Source organism: Leisingera sp. JC1, assembly GCF_001679925.1.
Taxonomy (GTDB): domain Bacteria; phylum Pseudomonadota; class Alphaproteobacteria; order Rhodobacterales; family Rhodobacteraceae; genus Leisingera.
In genome coordinates, this window is sequence record NZ_LYUZ01000092.1 from 96,502 (window position 1) to 111,353 (window position 14,852).

Annotated in this window: 15 protein-coding genes, 1 tRNA gene, 1 pseudogene and 1 riboswitch; of the genes and pseudogenes, 9 read left to right on the top strand and 8 right to left on the bottom strand. The window is 63.6% G+C overall.

Features of this window, described 5'->3' with window-relative positions; all coding sequences use genetic code 11:
* Nucleotides 1-108: 108 nt before the first annotated feature.
* The 3 genes from dnaK to radC all read left to right on the top strand — a co-directional run bounded on the left by dnaK (nucleotide 109) and on the right by radC (nucleotide 4,314).
* Entirely contained in the window at nucleotides 109-2,028 is a 1,920-nt protein-coding gene (dnaK, locus tag A9D60_RS13210) for a molecular chaperone DnaK (protein WP_065268035.1), read from the top strand.
* A 77-nt stretch (nucleotides 2,029-2,105) separates the two neighbouring features.
* The gene (gene dnaJ, locus A9D60_RS13215; RefSeq protein ID WP_065268036.1) at nucleotides 2,106-3,266 is read left to right on the top strand and encodes a molecular chaperone DnaJ; all 1,161 of its coding nucleotides are present in this window, start codon (nucleotides 2,106-2,108) and stop codon (nucleotides 3,264-3,266) included.
* A gap of 283 nt (nucleotides 3,267-3,549) precedes the next feature.
* Entirely contained in the window at nucleotides 3,550-4,314 is a 765-nt protein-coding gene (gene radC, locus A9D60_RS13220) for a RadC family protein (RefSeq protein WP_065268037.1), read from the top strand.
* Nucleotides 4,315-4,353: 39 nt separating this feature from the next.
* Here the strand turns inward: radC and A9D60_RS13225 are convergent.
* Nucleotides 4,354-4,429 (bottom strand) — tRNA-Lys (locus A9D60_RS13225).
* Between the two features lie 187 nt (nucleotides 4,430-4,616).
* On the opposite strand from A9D60_RS13225, the gene dapF reads away from it, so the two are divergent.
* The 4 genes from dapF (at nucleotide 4,617) to A9D60_RS13245 (ending at nucleotide 7,937) form a co-directional block, all read left to right on the top strand.
* Nucleotides 4,617-5,459, top strand: coding sequence for a diaminopimelate epimerase (gene dapF, locus A9D60_RS13230; RefSeq protein ID WP_065268038.1), 843 nt, complete (start codon nucleotides 4,617-4,619; stop codon nucleotides 5,457-5,459).
* On the top strand, nucleotides 5,456-6,718 hold the full coding sequence (gene mtaB / locus A9D60_RS13235; RefSeq protein WP_065268039.1) for a tRNA (N(6)-L-threonylcarbamoyladenosine(37)-C(2))-methylthiotransferase MtaB: 1,263 nt from the start codon (nucleotides 5,456-5,458) through the stop codon (nucleotides 6,716-6,718). The genes dapF and mtaB overlap by 4 nt, the downstream gene beginning before the upstream one ends.
* Before the next feature lie 21 nt (nucleotides 6,719-6,739).
* The gene (locus tag A9D60_RS13240) at nucleotides 6,740-7,270 is read left to right on the top strand and encodes a chloramphenicol phosphotransferase CPT family protein (protein WP_065268040.1); all 531 of its coding nucleotides are present in this window, start codon (nucleotides 6,740-6,742) and stop codon (nucleotides 7,268-7,270) included.
* A 229-nt stretch (nucleotides 7,271-7,499) separates the two neighbouring features.
* Nucleotides 7,500-7,937 (top strand): glyoxalase superfamily protein, encoded by a 438-nt coding sequence (locus tag A9D60_RS13245; protein WP_065268041.1) that lies wholly within the window; start codon nucleotides 7,500-7,502, stop codon nucleotides 7,935-7,937.
* A 78-nt stretch (nucleotides 7,938-8,015) separates the two neighbouring features.
* Here A9D60_RS13245 and A9D60_RS13250 read toward each other — a convergent pair whose 3' ends face one another.
* From A9D60_RS13250 to A9D60_RS13265, 4 genes are all read right to left on the bottom strand, one after another.
* Complete coding sequence (locus tag A9D60_RS13250) at nucleotides 8,016-8,804, bottom strand: cytochrome c1 (protein ID WP_065268042.1); 789 nt, start codon at nucleotides 8,802-8,804, stop codon at nucleotides 8,016-8,018.
* A 19-nt stretch (nucleotides 8,805-8,823) separates the two neighbouring features.
* Complete coding sequence (gene petB / locus A9D60_RS13255) at nucleotides 8,824-10,158, bottom strand: cytochrome b (RefSeq protein WP_065268043.1); 1,335 nt, start codon at nucleotides 10,156-10,158, stop codon at nucleotides 8,824-8,826.
* A 12-nt stretch (nucleotides 10,159-10,170) separates the two neighbouring features.
* On the bottom strand, nucleotides 10,171-10,731 hold the full coding sequence (gene petA / locus A9D60_RS13260) for a ubiquinol-cytochrome c reductase iron-sulfur subunit (protein WP_065268044.1): 561 nt from the start codon (nucleotides 10,729-10,731) through the stop codon (nucleotides 10,171-10,173).
* 212 nt (nucleotides 10,732-10,943) lie between these two features.
* Complete coding sequence (locus tag A9D60_RS13265; protein WP_019297565.1) at nucleotides 10,944-11,546, bottom strand: glutathione S-transferase; 603 nt, start codon at nucleotides 11,544-11,546, stop codon at nucleotides 10,944-10,946.
* Nucleotides 11,547-11,658: 112 nt separating this feature from the next.
* Here A9D60_RS13265 and A9D60_RS13270 point away from each other — a divergent pair, with 112 nt between their 5' ends.
* Nucleotides 11,659-11,955 (top strand): antibiotic biosynthesis monooxygenase family protein, encoded by a 297-nt coding sequence (locus tag A9D60_RS13270; RefSeq protein ID WP_019297564.1) that lies wholly within the window; start codon nucleotides 11,659-11,661, stop codon nucleotides 11,953-11,955.
* On the opposite strand, the gene A9D60_RS13275 is transcribed toward A9D60_RS13270, so the two are convergent.
* A complete protein-coding gene (locus tag A9D60_RS13275) occupies nucleotides 11,934-12,557 on the bottom strand; it encodes an FMN-binding negative transcriptional regulator (protein ID WP_065268045.1) in 624 nt (207 codons plus the stop codon). The genes A9D60_RS13270 and A9D60_RS13275 overlap by 22 nt on opposite strands.
* A gap of 158 nt (nucleotides 12,558-12,715) precedes the next feature.
* Nucleotides 12,716-12,865: riboswitch (FMN riboswitch) on the top strand.
* 136 nt (nucleotides 12,866-13,001) lie between these two features.
* Here A9D60_RS13275 and A9D60_RS13280 point away from each other — a divergent pair.
* Complete coding sequence (locus A9D60_RS13280) at nucleotides 13,002-13,439, top strand: 6,7-dimethyl-8-ribityllumazine synthase (RefSeq protein WP_065268046.1); 438 nt, start codon at nucleotides 13,002-13,004, stop codon at nucleotides 13,437-13,439.
* 164 nt (nucleotides 13,440-13,603) lie between these two features.
* Here the strand turns inward: A9D60_RS13280 and A9D60_RS13285 are convergent, their stop codons facing one another.
* Nucleotides 13,604-14,302: a thiamine ABC transporter ATP-binding protein gene (locus A9D60_RS13285; RefSeq protein WP_065268047.1), complete on the bottom strand. Its 699-nt coding sequence runs from the start codon at nucleotides 14,300-14,302 to the stop codon at nucleotides 13,604-13,606.
* A pseudogene (locus A9D60_RS26990) lies at nucleotides 14,289-14,852 on the bottom strand (thiamine/thiamine pyrophosphate ABC transporter permease ThiP); the annotation flags it as partial. The pseudogene A9D60_RS26990 and the gene A9D60_RS13285, both read right to left, overlap by 14 nt.

Consider the following 14,852-nt stretch of genomic DNA (forward strand, 5'->3'; position numbering starts at 1 on the left):
CCGGGACGCGGCAAGGTGCAGACCAAACCGCAAAACAATCGGGGCCAGGATGCCGTTGCGGGTTCAGGCCTCGGGTAATCGCCTTGAGTAGTAATAAGGGATCGAAAAATGAGCAAAGTTATCGGCATCGACCTGGGTACCACCAACTCCTGCGTGGCCATCATGGACGGCTCCCAGCCCCGCGTGATTGAAAACGCCGAGGGCGCGCGCACCACCCCGTCGATCGTTGCCTTCACCGACGACGAGCGCCTGGTCGGCCAGCCGGCCAAACGCCAGGCCGTCACCAACCCCGACAACACCGTGTTCGGCGTCAAGCGCCTGATCGGCCGCCGGTTCGACGACCCCGCCGTCGCCAAAGACAAGAAGATGGTGCCGTTCTCCATCGTCAACGGCGGCAACGGCGACGCATGGGTCGAAGCCAAGGGTGAGAAATACTCCCCGTCGCAAATCTCTGCCTTCACCCTGGGCAAAATGAAGGAAACCGCGGAATCCTACCTGGGCGAGGAAGTCACCCAGGCGGTGATCACCGTGCCTGCCTACTTCAACGACGCCCAGCGTCAGGCCACCAAAGACGCCGGCAAGATCGCGGGCCTCGAAGTGCTGCGCATCATCAACGAGCCGACCGCGGCTGCGCTGGCCTATGGCCTGGACAAGGAAAACACCCAGACCATCGCCGTCTATGACCTCGGCGGCGGCACCTTCGACGTCACCATCCTGGAAATCGACGACGGCCTGTTCGAAGTGAAGTCGACCAACGGCGACACCTTCCTGGGCGGCGAAGACTTCGACATGCGCATCGTCAACTACCTGGCGGATGAGTTCAAAAAGGAAAACGGTGTCGATCTGTCCAAGGACAAGATGGCCCTGCAGCGCCTGAAAGAGGCCGCAGAGAAAGCCAAGATCGAACTGTCCTCCACCTCGCAGACCGAGATCAACCAGCCGTTCATCTCGATGGACCCCTCCTCGGGCCAGCCGCTGCACATGGTGATGAAGCTGACCCGCGCCAAGCTGGAAAGCCTGGTCTCCGATCTGATCAAACGCTCGATGGATCCGTGCAAGGCCGCTCTCAAGGACGCAGGCCTGTCGGCTGGCGACATTGACGAGGTGGTTCTGGTCGGCGGCATGACCCGGATGCCGAAAGTCATCGAAGAGGTCTCCAAGTTCTTCGGCAAGGAGCCGCACAAAGGCGTGAACCCGGATGAAGTGGTTGCCATGGGCGCTGCCATCCAGGCCGGCGTTCTGCAGGGCGACGTCAAGGACGTGGTGCTGCTTGACGTGACCCCGCTGTCCCTGGGCATCGAAACCCTGGGCGGCGTCTTCACCCGCCTGATCGACCGCAACACCACCATCCCGACCAAAAAGTCGCAGGTGTTCTCGACCGCGGAAGACAACCAGAACGCCGTGACCATCCGCGTGTTCCAGGGTGAGCGTGAAATGGCCGCCGACAACAAAATGCTCGGCCAGTTCAACCTCGAGGAAATCCCGCCGGCACCGCGCGGCATGCCGCAGATCGAAGTGACCTTTGACATCGACGCCAACGGCATCGTGTCGGTCGGCGCCAAGGACAAGGCGACCGGCAAGGAACAGCAGATCACCATCCAGGCATCGGGCGGCCTGTCCGACGAGGACATCGAAAAGATGGTCAAGGACGCCGAGGACAACGCCGAGGCGGACAAGGAACGCCGCGAGCTGATCGAAGCCAAGAACCAGGCCGAATCGCTGATCCACTCGACCGAGAAATCGGTGGAAGAGCACGGCGACAAGGTCGACCCGTCCACCATCGAGGTGATCGAGCTGGCCGTGGCCGCGCTGAAGGACGATCTGGAAAACGAGAAATCGACCGCCGAGAAGATCAAGTCCGGCATCCAGAACGTCACTGAGGCCGCGATGAAACTGGGCGAAGCGATCTACAAGGCGCAGGCCGAAGAAGGCGACGACGAGCCGGCAGCAGCCGACGAATCCGCAGGCCCCGGTGACGACGACATCGTCGATGCCGAGTTCGAAGACCTGGACAACGACAAGCGCTAACGCCTGACCACTCAGGCCAAGGCGGGCCGGTCCGACCCCGGACCGGCCCATTTTCGTTGAGGCAGATGGGGTAACCGATGTCAAAACGTGACTATTACGACGTTCTGGGCGTGGCCAAAGGCGCCACCGCAGACGAAATCAAAAAGGGCTTTCGCAAGAAGGCCAAGGAACTGCACCCCGACCGGAACTCCGACAATCCGGACGCCGAGGCGCAGTTCAAGGAAGCCAACGAGGCTTATGACGTCCTGAAGGACGCCGAGAAAAAGGCGGCCTATGACCGCTTTGGCCATGCAGCCTTTGAAAACGGCATGGGCGGCGGCCAGCGCGGCGGCGGCGGCCAGGGCTTTGGCGGCGGCGATTTCTCCTCCGCTTTCTCCGACGTGTTCGACGACCTGTTCGGCGACTTCATGGGCGGCCAGCGCGGCGGCGCCGGCGGACGCCAGCGCGCATCGCGCGGCGCCGACCTGCGCTACAACCTGCGCGTCTCGCTGGAGGAAGCCTTTGCAGGCCTGCACAAGACCATCAAGGTGCCTGCCTCGGTTTCCTGCACCGCCTGCGAGGGCACCGGGGCCGAAGGCGGCGTTGAGCCCACCACCTGCCCGACCTGCTCCGGCATGGGCAAGGTCCGCGCGCAGCAGGGCTTCTTCACCGTTGAACGCACCTGCCCGACCTGCTCGGGCCTGGGCCAGATCATCAAGAACCCGTGCAAATCCTGCCACGGCCACGGCCGGGTAGAGAAAGACCGCTCGCTGTCTGTGAACATCCCGGCAGGCGTGGAAACCGGCACCCGCATCCGCCTCGCAGGCGAAGGCGAAGCCGGCCTGCGCGGCGGCCCTCCGGGCGATCTCTACATCTTTGTCGAGGTCGGCCCGCACAAGCTGTTTGAGCGCGACGGCAACAACCTCTACTGCCGGGTGCCGGTCAGCATGGCCAAGGCATCGCTTGGCGGCTCCATCGAGGTGCCGACAATTGACGGCGGCCGCGGCCGGGTGCAGATCCCCGAGGGCAGCCAGTCCGGCCGCCAGATGCGCCTGCGCGGCAAAGGCATGCCGGCGCTGCGCGGCGGCGCCACCGGTGACATGTTCATCGAACTGGCGGTGGAAACCCCGATGAACCTCACCGCCCGCCAGAAGGAGCTTCTGCGCGAGTTTGAGGACATCTCCGAGGAAAACACCAACCCCGAATCCCGCAGCTTCTTCTCTTCGGTGAAAAGCTTCTGGGATGGCATGAAAGGGTGAGGCCCGTCTAGGAAACCGTCCGGGGGACGGTTTCAGGGCCGAACGGGCAGAGCCCCGGCCACCAGCCACAAACGACACATTCAAAAGCGCCCCCAACTCGGGGCGCTTTTCTTTTGCGCATCCTTTACGCAGCGCCCTGCCCAGACGCCCCACGCCGCGCTGCGGCGGTGCACAGGGGGTGTACAGGGGGTGCACGCCTGTCACCCCCTCCTGCCGCCCCTCCGCCGCTCTTAGGCGGCACCCATTAACACTTCCTCAACCATGATGGCGGCACCATGGCGCCATGGCACAGGACCCCGCATTCGAGGACGTCTCCCTGCCGCTGTTTCCCGGCAGCGAGGAGGCCCCTGTCGCCCCGCTCTCCCCTGGCCGCCTGCCCTCCTACATCAAGGACCACCGCGCCCGCCTGCGCGAGCGCTTCATGGCCGGCGGCGCCGCCGCGATGCCGGATTACGAGCTTCTGGAACTAATCCTGTTCCGCTCCATCCCGCGCCGCGACGTGAAACCCTTGGCGCGGCAGCTGCTTGATACCTTTGGCGATTTCAACCGCGTTGTGACAGCCCCGCCGGAACGTCTGGCACAGGTGAAGGGCATCGGCGATGCGGTGATCACCGACCTCAAGGTGCTGGAGGCCGCCGCCCACCGCATGGCGCGCGCCCGGGTGATGCAACGGCAGGTGATCTCCAGTTGGGACGCCCTTTTGGACTATTGCCACACCACAATGGCCCACCGCGAGACCGAACAGTTCCGCATCCTGTTCCTCGACCGCAAGAACGTCCTGATCGCCGACGAAGAACAGGCCCGCGGCACCGTCGACCACGTCCCCGTCTATCCCCGGGAGGTGGCCAAACGCGCCCTGGAACTCAACGCCAGCGCCTTGATTCTAGTGCATAATCACCCGTCCGGAGACCCCACGCCCTCGGACAGCGACGTCAGTATGACAGATCAGATCCAGACCGCCCTCAGCGCCTTGGGAATCACCCTGCACGACCATCTGATCATCGGAAAATCCGCCGAACTCAGCTTCCGCGCCCAGGGCTACCTGTAGCGCTTCGTTCGTGTCATCATCAGCGGTTTTGGGAGGAAGTGGTGAGCCGTGCAGGATTCGAACCTGCGACCCACTGATTAAAAGTCAGTTGCTCTACCAACTGAGCTAACGGCCCACTTCTTCGTCGCGGTCTAAGTGTTTTTCCCAGAAGGTTCAAGCACTTATTTCGCTTTGGTCCGGCGTGGCGGTGTGTGTCACGCTGTCCCGATAGGCGGCGTATCTAGGGCCAGTGCGGCGGGGGGTCAACCCCTTTTTTCAACTTTTCTCACCGAAGGCTGGATTCATCTCCGCGCCGGGTCTATATGCCCGCCATGAGCACCTCGGCAGACACAAAACTCCCCTTCATGAAGATGCACGGGCTGGGCAACGACTTCGTCGTTGTCGACGCGCGTGCGCAGGACATTGCCATCACCCCGGCGATGGCCAAGGGAATCGCGCACCGCCAGTTCGGCGTCGGCTTCGACCAGCTGACGGTGATTTCGAACGGCCCGGGCGACGCGCATCTGACCTTCTACAATGCCGACGGCTCCACCTCCGGCGCCTGCGGCAATGCCACCCGCTGCATTGCCCGCCACCTGATCCTGGAAACCGGCAAACCCGAACTGCATCTGACCACCGACCGCGGCGATCTTTATGCCCGCGACGCCGGCAACGGGCTCACCTCCGTCAACATGGGGGCGCCGCAGCTGGACTGGCAGGACATCCCGCTGGCCGAGAAAACCGACACGCTGGAGCTGCCGATCGAGGGCGGACCGACGGCTACCGGCATGGGCAATCCCCATTGCACCTTCTTTGTCGAGGACGCCGAGGTCATTCCGCTGGAAGAATTCGGTCCCCGCTACGAGCACCACCCGCTATATCCCCAGCGCACCAATGTGCAGGTCGCCCAGGTGACCGGCCCCGACCGCATCCGCATGCGCGTCTGGGAGCGCGGTGTAGGCGTGACACTGGCCTCCGGCTCCTCCTCCTGCGCAACCGCCGTTGCAGCCGCCCGGCGCGGGCTGACGGGGCGCAAGGTGCAGATCGACCTGGACGGCGGCACCCTGTGGATCGACTGGGCCGAAAACGGCGTCTGGATGACCGGCCCGACCATGCATGTGTTCGACGGCACCTTCACCCGCGAATTCCTGGAGACGCTGGCATGAGCGTGCCCAAGTTCACCACCCTCGGCTGCCGCCTCAACGCCTATGAGACCGAGGCGATGAAGGAGTTGAGCCAGCAGGCGGGCCTGGAGAACGCCGTGGTGGTCAACACCTGCGCAGTGACGGCGGAAGCCGTGCGCAAGGCGCGCCAGGAGATCCGCAAGCTGCGCCGCGAAAACCCGGAAGCCCCGATCATCGTCACCGGCTGCGCGGCCCAGACCGAGCCAGAGACCTTTGCCGCAATGGAAGAGGTCACCCGCGTCATCGGCAACACCGAGAAGATGCAGCCCGAGACCTGGCAGAAGATCGCCAAGGGGCCGGATTTCATCGGCACCACGGAGAAGGTCCAGGTCGACGACATCATGTCGGTGACAGAGACCGCAGGCCACCTGATCGACGGCTTTGGCACCCGCTCGCGCGCCTATGTGCAGGTCCAGAACGGCTGCGATCATCGCTGCACCTTCTGCATCATCCCCTATGGCCGCGGCAATTCCCGCTCGGTCCCCGCAGGCGTGGTGATCGACCAGATCAAGCGGCTGGTGGACAGGGGCTACAACGAGGTGGTTCTGACCGGCGTGGACCTCACCTCCTGGGGCGCTGATCTGCCTGCACAGCCCCGTCTGGGCGACCTGGTGATGCGGATCCTGAAACTGGTGCCGGACCTGCCACGGCTGCGCATTTCTTCGATCGATTCGATCGAGGCGGATGAAAACCTGATGCAGGCGATTGCCACCGAGCCGCGGCTGATGCCTCATCTGCACCTGTCGCTGCAGCACGGCGACGACCTGATCCTGAAACGCATGGCCCGGCGCCACCTGCGCGACGACGCCATCGCGTTTTGCGAGGAAGCCCGCCGCCTGCGCCCGGAGATGACCTTTGGCGCCGACATCATCGCGGGCTTCCCGACTGAATCCGACGCGCATTTCGAGAATTCTCTGAAACTGGTCACCGACTGCGATCTGACCTGGCTGCACGTCTTCCCCTATTCCAAGCGCGAGGGCACCCCCGCGGCGAAGATCCCGAACCAGGTGAACGGCAACGTGATCAAGGAGCGAGCCGCCCGCCTGCGCGCGGCCGGCGATGCGCAGGTGGAACGCCACCTGGTGGAACAGGTCGGCAAGACCCACCGGATCCTGATGGAAAACCCGCACATGGGCCGCACCGAGCAGTTCACTGAGGTGGCCTTTGCGCAGCCGCAGGAAGAAGGCCGCATCGTCACCGCCGCGATTAGGGGTGTGGCAGGCAGCCAGCTGGTGGCTTGACCCTCAGGACGGGAGCGCAATGTGGCGAGGATCATCTTTCTTCATGGCGCCTCCAGCAGCGGGAAATCCACAGTTGCCACAGCCATCCGGAAGGGGTCTCCACACCCTTGGCTGCACTTTTCAATCGACCACCTGAGAGACAGCGGCGCTTGGCGGCCCTCCGATTACCCCGATTGGCCAACCATACGGCCCGCGTTCTTCGACGGATTCCACCGCGCAGCCGCTGGTTTCGCAAATGCCGGAAACGGGCTGATCCTGGAACATATCCTCGACACGGCAGGCTGGCATCAGCAGTTACAGAAGCTTTTAATGGGCCATCAGCTCCTTTTCATCGCCATTCATACGCCGTTAGCAGAACTTTGCATCCGTGAACACCGCCGCGGGGACAGGCCTCAGGGCAGTGCAGCCCGGGACGCGGCCCATATCCATGACGGCTTGCACTACGACCTGGAGCTTGATGGCACCCATCCGCCGGATGACAACGCCGCAAAGGCCTTGCGCCTTATGGATGGCCCGATGGCGACGTCGAAGTTCTTTCTGCCCCGCGATTGAAGCAGTGCCCTCTCTGCAACGCGGCGACCGGGGGAACTTACGACCAGTTTGCAACCATCCCCCATTGCCGCTAAACCTCACATCTTAGGTCCCGGATACCTGCCGCTCGCGGCCTTTGGCCATGGTGAAATCCGGTCTAGGATCCTTCCTGACGCCTGGGTGCACGCCCGGACAGCAACGCGAGCCCTGTCTGCAACGGCATATGCACCCTTTTGCGAAAGGTATATCCATGCAGACAAACTCTGCCCTTCCTTCTGTTGCACAGCTCAAGGCCGAAGCAAGGCTGCTGCGCAAACACTCCGCGGCCAAGGGCCAGCCCATTCCCCACAGCACCGCCCTGGAGCGGATCGCCCACTACTACGGTTTCCGCGACTGGAACACGCTGCACGCCCGCGCCTCCAACGCACCGGAGCTGCAGGTGGGGATGCGGGTCGAGGGGCGCTATCTGGGCCAGCCCTTCACTGGCTATGTCCACGGTCTGGCCGCCTGCGGCAGCAACGGCCACCGGCGGATCACGCTGCAGTTCGACACGCCGGTGGATGTGGTTCAGTTCGACAGCTTCTCGTCCTGGCGCCACCGGGTGTCCGCGGTGATCAATGCGGACGACCGCTCGCCGCAGAAAACCTCCAACGGGCTGCCGCATCTGACGGTCAGCCCGCAGGCATAACCCCCGCAGCAACGAAAAACCCCCGCAAGTTTTGCTTGCGGGGGTTTGATGTTTCTTAGCTGTGTCAGCCGCCAGGGATCAGTGCTTGCCCTTGTGCGGCGCCCACAGGCGCTTGTTGGTCAGGTACAGCATCACCGACAGCAGGGTCAGGAACAGCACGCCGACAAAACCGGCCTGCTTGCGCGCCATCATCTTGGGCTCTGCAGTCCACATCAGGAAAGCCGCGACGTCCTGCGCCATGGCTTCCACGTCGTTGGCGTGGCCGTCAGCAAACTCCACCTGCTCATCCGACAGCGGCGGCGCCATCGAGATCCAGCCGCCCGGGAAGGCGGTGTTCTGATAGAAGGTGGTGCCTGCTTCTTCCTTGGTCTCGCCGGTGTAGCCGTGCAGCAGCGAGGCGATGTACTCGGCACCGCCCATGCCTTTGAACAGCTGGTTCAGACCCAGGCCGTAGGGGCCGTGGAAACCCGCGCGCGCCTTGGCCATCATGCTGAGGTCCGGGGCGCCGGCGTTGTTGTTTTCCGGGAAGAAGTCGACCGGCTTGGCCGGACGGTCCTCATCCAGTTCCGGATCGTAGACGCTGAAGTTGTCAGCTGCGTAGGCACGCACCTGGTCCTCCGGCATCTGCGGGCCGCCCTCGTCGGACAGGGTGCGGATCGGCACCAGCTTCAGCCCGTGGCAGGCTGCGCAAACTTCGGTGTAGATCTGCAGGCCGCGCTGCAGCTGGTTGCGGTCGTAGGTGCCGAACGGGCCTTCAAACGAGAAGGCGTAGTCGGTGATGTGCTGCTCGCCGCCGCCTGCTGCGTAAGACGCAGCAGGGATCATGGCCAGAGCGAAGGCGGCACCGGTTGCCAGTTTCTTGAACATTGTCAGGTGTTCCTTCTTCTTACTCGGCAGGAGTGGCGTCAGCAGAGGCTTTCTTGCCGTAGTGGGCGTCGAAATCCTCTTCGATGGTTGCAGGCTGAGCCAGCGGCTTCTCGATCACGCCCAGCAGCGGCAGGATCACGAAGAAGTAGCCGAACCAGTAGGCCGATGCGATCAGCGAGAACGATGCATAGGGCTCTTCCGCCGGCATCGCGCCCAGCCACATCAGGGCAAAGAAGTCGACGACCAGCAGCGCGAACCACCATTTGAACATCGGGCGGTAACGGCCCGAACGCACGTTGGAGGTGTCCAGCCAGGGCGCCAACGCCATCGCCAGGATCGCGCCGAACATGGCGATCACGCCAAAGAACTTCGCATCAACGATGCCGCCGGTCACGAAGGACGCGAACTGCACCACCCAGACCTCGGAGGTGAAGGCACGCAGGATCGCGTAGAACGGCAGGAAGTACCATTCCGGAACGATGTGCGCCGGGGTCACCAGCGGGTTGGCTTCGATGTAGTTGTCCGGGTGGCCCAGGTAGTTCGGCATGAAGCCGACGATGGCCCAGAACACAACCAGCACAACGGCCAGGCCCAGGAAGTCCTTGATCACGAAATACGGCCAGAACGGCAGCGTGTCTTTCTTGGCTTCTTCCTTGGACCCTTTACGGACATCAACACCGGTCGGGTTGTTGTTGCCGGTGGTGTGGAAGGCCCAGATGTGCACGATCACCAGTGCTGCAATCACGAAGGGCAGCAGGTAGTGCAGCGAGAAGAAGCGGTTCAGGGTGGCGTTATCCACCGCGGGCCCGCCCAGCAGCCAGGTCTGAATCGACTCGCCGATGAACGGGATCGCGCCGAACAGGCCGGTGATAACGGTAGCACCCCAGAAGGACATCTGGCCCCAGGGCAGCACGTAGCCCATGAAGGCGGTGCCCATCATCATCAGGTAGATCAGCATGCCGACGATCCAGGTGATCTCGCGGGGCGCCTTGTAGGAGCCGTAGTACAGGCCGCGGAAGATGTGGATGTAGACGGCAACAAAGAACAGCGAAGCGCCGTTCATGTGCAGATACCGCAGCATATGGCCGCCGTTCACATCGCGCATGATGTGCTCGATCGAGGCAAAGGCCAGGTCAACGTGCGGGGTGTAATGCATCACCAGGACGATGCCGGTGACGATTTGCAGCGCCAGGCAGAATGCCAGGACGATGCCCCAGATCCACCACCAGTTCAGGTTCTTGGGGGTGGGGATCATGATGGTGTCATAGATCAGGCCGACGATGGGCAGGCGGCTGTGAAGCCACTTCTCTGCGCCTGTCTTCGGCTCGTAATGGTCGTGCGGAATACCGGACATGGGCGCGTTTCCTTATCCCAGCTTGATGGTGTTTTCGTCGACGAACTCGGCGACAGGCACATGCAGGTTCTGCGGCGCGGGACCTTTGCGGATCCGGCCGGCGGTGTCGTAGTGCGACCCGTGGCAAGGGCAGAACCAGCCGTGGAAATCACCGGAGCCATCGCCCAGCGGCACACAGCCCAGATGGGTGCAGACGCCCATCATCACCAGCCATTCGCCGGCCTCGTCCATGGTGCGGTTTGCGTCAGCCGCGTCGGTGCCCGGCTTGTTCGGGTTTTCCGACGATTTGTCGATCAGGTCGGACAGCTCCACGGCGCGGGCTGCCTCGATCTCTTCCTGGGTGCGGCGGCGGATGAACACCGGCTTGCCAAGGAACATCACCGACAGCTGCGTGCCTACTTCCACGCCGCTGACATCGACCAGGATCGAGGACAGCGCTTTCACGTCGGCGGAGGGGTTCATCTGGTTGACCAGGGGCCATACGGCGGCACCCGCGGTCACTGCCCCGGCGCCGGCAGTGGCGTAGTAGAGGAAATCTCTCCGGGTTCCTTCGTGGTCTTCTGCGTGGGACACGAGGTTTTCTCCAATTCCAGCGCCCGTTTAGGGCAAACATGCGCATGCACCGCGATTGCTCGCAGTGACTCAGGCGCGTGTCTAGCGGGGAGAAGCCGCTTCGTCCAGCGGTCATAGGCGCGCAGAAAGCCGCAGACGGCAATTCTGTCACGCCTGTGTGACAGTGCCGCACCCATATCTGTGCGGCACATGCATGTTTCAAGGGCCGGCGCTCAGGCCGCGGGCGGTTTTGTCGCCTGCATCGCAGGGCGCGATTCGAAATCCGCGAACCAGTCCGCCAGCGCCTCGTTGCCCTGGCGCCAATTGGTTTCCGGGTGGCGGAAATCCACATAAGCCAACGCGCAGGCAACCGCGATCTGGCCGATATCCAGCGGTCCCTGCAGGTGGCTCATCCAGCGCGCATTCAGCGCCGCGCAGCCGCCCAGCACCTTGCCCCGCTGCGCGTCCAGCCAATTGTCCCACTGTTTGTCTTCGGGACGCAGCCGTTTTTCATAAGACATCAGCACCGCCGCATCCATGATTCCGTCGGCCGTGGCCTCCAGCACCTTGCTGTCCCAGCCGCGGCCGTACAATTTGCCGCCTGCGCGCTCATCCAGGTAGGCGCAGATCACCCGGCTGTCATACAAGGCCGGCCCGTCATTGCGCTCCAGCGCCGGGATCTTGGCCAGCGGGTTGCTGGCCTTCACATCCGGGCTGGGCTTCAGGGGCGTGGTGGTGACGTCCATAATATCAACATCCTCCAGCTGCCCGGTTTCATGCAGCAGCACCACAACCTTGCGGGCAAAGGGAGATGATTGGGAAAAAGTGAGCTTCATTGAAAATCCTCCGGTGTTTGGCCGCAGCCTACTGCAAGCGGACCTGAGGGGAAGGGGCAAATGCAGCACTGTGCTAGACTGGGCCTGTGTAACAAGTGACAGGAGCCCCACAATGATCATGCGGATATTCCAGGTTACCATACGGCCCGGCAAAGAAGCCGAGTTCAGCAAGTTCTTTCATGAAACCGCAATCCCGCTGATGAAGGGCACCGAGGGCATCGTCTCGGTCCTGCCCGGCGCGCCGCGCTCTGAGACCCCGCGGGAGTTCAGCTTTGTGATGGTCTGGAGGGATCTGGCCTCGCTCAAGGCTTTCGTAGGCGAGGACTACACCAGCCCGCACATCGACCCGGCCGAGGCCGAACTGGTCGAGTCGCGCACCATCAAACACTATGATCTGGTAGAAGCCTGACGCATCAGCACCGCCAGCTCCTCCAGCTCCGCGCCCATGCCGCCGGCTATGGCCTCTGCGGCTCCGGCGCGCGCGGCGTCCGGTTTATTCTGGCTCAGCTTCCAGGTGCCATCAGTGCCCGTGATCCGCATCCGGGCGGGCACGATCATCCGCATCATCCGCGCCAGCGCCGCTGCATCCATCTTGGCCGTCGTCCAGGGCGGCTTCGGCGCCAGCCGCGCCTCATAGAACGCCGACTGCCGGTCCAGCAGATCGCGCAATTCCTCATCCGAACGCAACTCCAGCTCGCCAGTCAGATGCACCGCGACATAGTTCCAGGTCGGCACCTGATCTGGCACCCCGTACCAGTCCGGCGAGACATAGCCATCCGGCCCGCTGACGGCGATCCTGGCCGGGCGCGCTTCCTTCAGCATCCGCACAATCGGATTGGAGCGCACCAGATGCAGATCCGCCCATTCCCCGTCTTCGGAAATCAGGAACGGCACATGGCTGATCAGCGGTGCCGCCTCCGTGGACACGGCCAGCACGCCAAAGGCCCGCGCACGGGCGTACGCCAGATTCTGCGCCGTCTCCGCGTCATGGAAAACCGGGTTGGGATGCATGCTGTTTCTCCTGTGCCTGCCCGTCCCCCGTACCATGGAACGGGGTCCTGCAATTTGAAAAGCTCCACTTCCCTGCTCAGGAACAATACCAATTTCACTTCCCGGCCGGGCGTCCAGCGTTCCGATCTTGAAATCAGCCGCACCGCTTGGCAATGTCCGCGTGTTCTCAGGGCGGGGCGGAATTCCCCACCGGCGGTAAGCGGGTACGTCCCGTAAGCCCGCGAGCGGCTTCCAAGCTTTTGGAAGTGTCAGCAGATCTGGTGCGATTCCAGAGCCGACGGTCATAGTCCGGATGGAAGAGAACGTGCAGACGAGCCACGGATGACGTGCGCCCGTCTGTTCGTGATCGCCTTGGGTGACGTGTCATGCCGTGCTGGCAGCGAAAAGTGGACACCGGTTTTCGCGGCCGCCAGCAGGCCACCAAACTGTATAGGAGATTACGAAATGACACACACCCGCTATGCCTTCATCAAGGCGCAATGGCATGCCGATATTGTCGACCAGGCGCTGGAAGGCTTCCTGCAGCTGATCCCGGCGGATCAGGTGGACGTGTTCGACGTGCCCGGCGCCTTTGAAATGCCGCTCTTGGCACAGGAGCTGGCAAAGACCGGGAAATACGCCGCCGTGGCCTGCGCCGCGCTGGTCGTTGATGGCGGCATCTACCGGCATGATTTCGTGGCCCAGGCCGTGGTCGACGGTCTGATGCGCGCCGGCTTGGACACCGGCATTCCGGTGCTGTCGGTCTCGCTGACCCCGCATCATTTCCAGGAAACCGAGCATCACATGGCCATCTACCGCGCGCACTTCGTGCAAAAAGGCAACGAAGCCGCCAGTGCAGCGCTGATGATCACCAAGACGCGGCAGGCGGCGCTGGCCGCATAAACGCTGCACTTACAGTGCATTAGACTCTGTACCAGCCCGCCGCACCGGCGGCGGGCACCAAGCTTGAAGGCCACCGACCAAACTTAACCAGTTGTTTACAAAAGAGGTTTCGCAGCGAAACCCCTTTTCACCTGCACCCGGCCACAGCCGCCCTCGGCAGCGGATCAGGCAGATCCCAAATACGCCTTCAACGCAGGCGGCGGGTTGTCCAGCAGTTCCGCCGCCGGCTCCGGCGGATGCGCCTTGCCGTCAGCCACCAGCACCACCTGGTCCGCAATCCGGCGGGCGTCGTTCGGGTCATGGCTGACCATCAGCACCGTGGCACCGCTTTCGCGCGCCAGCTCCGAGACCAGATCCAGCATCTCTGCCTTCAGCGCCGGGCCCAGCGCGGCAAAGGGTTCATCCAGCAGCAGAATATCGCGCCCCTGCACCAGCACCCGCGCCAGCGCCACCCGGCTTTGCTGCCCGCCCGACAGCGCAGCGGGCTTGCGGGTGCCCATAGCGCCAAGTCCAACCCGCTCCAGCGCGGCCTCAACCTGGCGCTGCTCCGCCGCGCTCAGCCGCAGGTTTGCATGCAGCCCCAACGCCACATTCTGCGCCACGGTCAGATGCGGGAACAGGTTGCCGTCCTGAAACAGCATCGCCACCGGCCGCTTACCCGGCGCTTGGCGGGTCAGGTCAGCGCCGTTCCACAAAATGCGCCCGCGGGTCACCGGTAGGAAACCGGCCACTGCCTCCACCAGCGTCGATTTCCCGGCCCCGGACGGCCCGATCACCGCCACGCAGGCCCCGGGCGCGATCTCCAGATCCGCCTCCACCGCGTAATCGCCGTTCATGATCCGGCAGCTCTCAAGCCTCAGCATGCCAGCGCCCCCCCGCGGTCCAAAATCCAAAACGCACCCATCGACAGCAGCAGCAGCAGCAGCGCCGCGCCTGCCGCCGCCTCCATCCGGTAGGCGCCCATCAGCCGGTAGATCTGCAAGGGCAATGTTGCGAAGTCCGGATCGGCAAACAGTGCCACCACGCCGAGATCGCCCATCGACAGGGCCGCTGCCAGCCCGGCGGCAAACCCGGTCTGCGCCCGCATCCGCGGCAGGTAAACCCGGCGCACAAAGGCCCAGCCCTGCATATCCAGCGACAGCGACAACCGGCCATAGCGCCCCAGCACCTCCCGCGCCCGCGGCACCAGGATCCGCATGGCAAAGGGCAGCGCCATCACCGCATTGACCAGCGCCGTCACCGGCAGCGCCAGCGCAAACGGGTCGGCAACCGGGTAAATCAGAATGAACAGCCCGGTACCGATCACCAGCGGCGAGGCCGCAAGCCCCAGGATGCCAGACAGCTCAGCCATACCAGCGCGCCCGGCAGCCGCCGCAGCCGCCATCGGCAGCGCCAGCAGCAGCAGGATCACGG